General features: G+C 48.0%; 2 protein-coding genes. Both read left to right on the top strand.

Features of this window, described 5'->3' with window-relative positions; all coding sequences use genetic code 11:
* The first annotated feature begins 139 nt into the window (after positions 1–139).
* Positions 140–949, top strand: coding sequence for a site-specific integrase (locus tag Q8M62_RS03780; RefSeq protein ID WP_305668017.1), 810 nt, complete (start codon positions 140–142; stop codon positions 947–949).
* A complete protein-coding gene (locus tag Q8M62_RS03775; protein ID WP_305668016.1) occupies positions 949–2,124 on the top strand; it encodes an IS91 family transposase in 1,176 nt (391 codons plus the stop codon). Before Q8M62_RS03780 ends, Q8M62_RS03775 begins: the two co-directional genes overlap by 1 nt.
* Positions 2,125–2,411: the final 287 nt, after the last annotated feature.

Here is a 2,411-nt window from a genome sequence, read left to right as displayed (position 1 = left end):
GTTGAACTAAACCGACTGCGTCGGCAGTCCATTTCAAAGCAGGACGTATTGTTCTCATTTTGAGGCATAAAGCTTATTTTTATTCCATGTTTCATTCTAAATCTTAATCAATCATGGAAAAAAAAGCCTCAGACAGCGTATGCTCCAAGAGATGCGGGTCAGAAATTACTCCCCCAGAACCATCACCACCTACATCAGCTTGGTGGCTGCATTGGCCAGACACTTTAGCAAGTCTCCGGATCTCATCAGTTCGGACGAACTCAAGGATTATCTTTTTAAGAAGGTAGCCCAAGACCGACTTTCCCCTTCTGCCATTAATCAGATTATCAGCGCATTCAGAATCCTGCAAAAGGATGTGTTGGGCAACGATTGGGATCCGATCAAAGTCAAAAGGCCAAAAACTCCCAAAACACTTCCGGTGGTTTTTTCCAAAGAAGAGATCACAGCAATCTTGGCCAGTCTTAAAAACAGGAAACACTACTGCCTGGTGGCCCTAACCTATGCGGCAGGACTCCGGCTAAACGAAGTGGTGAATCTCAAACCCGCTGATCTGGACAGCTCGCGCATGCAGATCCGCGTTAGCTCAGGTAAAGGCAACAAAGACCGTTATACGTTGCTTCCCGCAGGACTTCTGGATCAACTCCGAGCTTATTATCGATCCTACAGACCCAAAACTTACCTGTTCGAAGGAATGACTCCAGGCCAGCCTTACAGTCACAAAAGCGCACAGGTCGTTCTGAAAAAAGCCTTAAAATCTACTGGGATCTCCAAAGATGCCTCCTTTCATACGCTCCGACACTCCTTCGCTACACACCTCATGGAGCAGGGGACCAATGTTCGGATCATCCAGGACCTCCTTGGGCACCGCTCCCTCAAGACTACCTCGGTTTATCTTCATGTCTGCAAGTTTGAACCCGCACAGATTAAAAGTCCATTGGACACCCTCTGATGGAAACGGTCAACCAACGGTCCTCCGGCACCGAACTGGCCGATGTCTTCAGGGCCTGCGGAAAGGAGTTCGCTTCCGCTCTTCACCTTTCAGCCTGCCAGCAAAAGGCCTTTGCCTCCGTGCTCGCCTGCAGGACTTCGGCCATGGGCAGTCACACCCTGCTCTGCGACCAGTGTGAACATCACAAGATCTGCTACAACTCCTGCAGAAACAGGCACTGCCCCAAATGCCAGTATGCCCGTCAGCTGATCTGGGTAGAAAAACTCAAAGCAAGGCTCCTTCCCGTTCGGTACTTCCATCTGGTTTTTACCATACCCGAGTCACTCCGGCCCTTGTTCTACCTCAATCAGAAAATCTGCTATGATCTGCTCTTTGCCTCCAGTGCACTTGCTGTAAAGAAAGCCGCTCTCAATCCCGACTTTCTGGGAGTAGAAACAGGAAGTCTTTCGATACTCCACACCTGGGGGCAGGCATTGACCTACCATCCCCACATTCACATGCTTGTCCCGGCAGGGGGATTAGACCCGGACCATACCCAGTGGATCCCTGCCCATCGCAAGTTCTTTGTCCCGGTAAAAGCACTGGCCTCCATCTATAGAGGCGTCTTTATCTCGGGTTTGACCAAACTTCTGAGTCAAAACAGCCTTCGTATTCCTGATAGTCAAACTGACAGCTATACTCATCCGGATCAACTCAAGAAGATGCTCTATGCCAAAAACTGGCACGTATACATCAAAAAAACGTTCAGAGGGGCCAATCAGGTCATCAGTTACCTGGGTCGATATACCCACCGGGTAGCCATCAGCAACAGTCGGATTTTGTCTTGCCATGACGACCGTGTCAGCTTCCGATGGAAAGACTACCGTGACAACAAACAAAAAACAATGGTCCTTCCAGTACGGGAATTCGCAGCACGGTTCCTCCGACATATCCTTCCGGACAACTTCTACAAAATCCGATACTACGGAATTATGGCTTCCTGTGGTGGAACCTCCAAAATGGATCTCTGCCTGGAACTGCTGGGTAAGCCTCTGATCCGATCTCCTTTGGAGGGACTTACTACTTACCAGATCCTCGAAAAAATCCTAGGGCCTCAGGCATTCACCTGTCCTTGCTGTCAAAAAGGACGGATGGTACATGATCCAACTCTGAAAAAAATAAGAGCCCCGGAATAAAAACACAAAAACTAAGTTCTTTGAAACCTGAAAACCGCTTATCTTGGGTAAATAAAGTATCCGGGGGAAATTACGTCCAATTGCATGCAAACACTAAAAAATAAGGAACTCAACACGTCAAAATTTGGCTTCAAAGCGAATTTCGATCCTTGGAAATCCTCAGAAATCAACAAAGAAATGCCCATAGTAAACTACGGCTTCGTTCAACACAGTTTTAACCGCAATCTGGGATACCGACTTCCCAAGGTCTCTCTTTTTTGGCCAGATTGCGTTTAAAACTCTTTACG

Source organism: Algoriphagus sp., from assembly GCF_030694375.1.
In the GTDB taxonomy this organism is placed as follows: domain Bacteria; phylum Bacteroidota; class Bacteroidia; order Cytophagales; family Cyclobacteriaceae; genus Algoriphagus.
The sequence above is the reverse complement of the archived record's forward strand: the minus strand, read 5'-3'. Positions and strand labels throughout refer to the sequence as shown.

Excerpts from the sequence above, each read along its gene's own strand:
- Q8M62_RS03780 (WP_305668017.1), top strand. The coding sequence starts at position 140 with ATGCTCCAAGAGATGCGGGTCAGAAATTACTCCCCCAGAACCATCACC.
- Q8M62_RS03775 (WP_305668016.1), top strand. The coding sequence starts at position 949 with ATGGAAACGGTCAACCAACGGTCCTCCGGCACCGAACTGGCCGATGTC.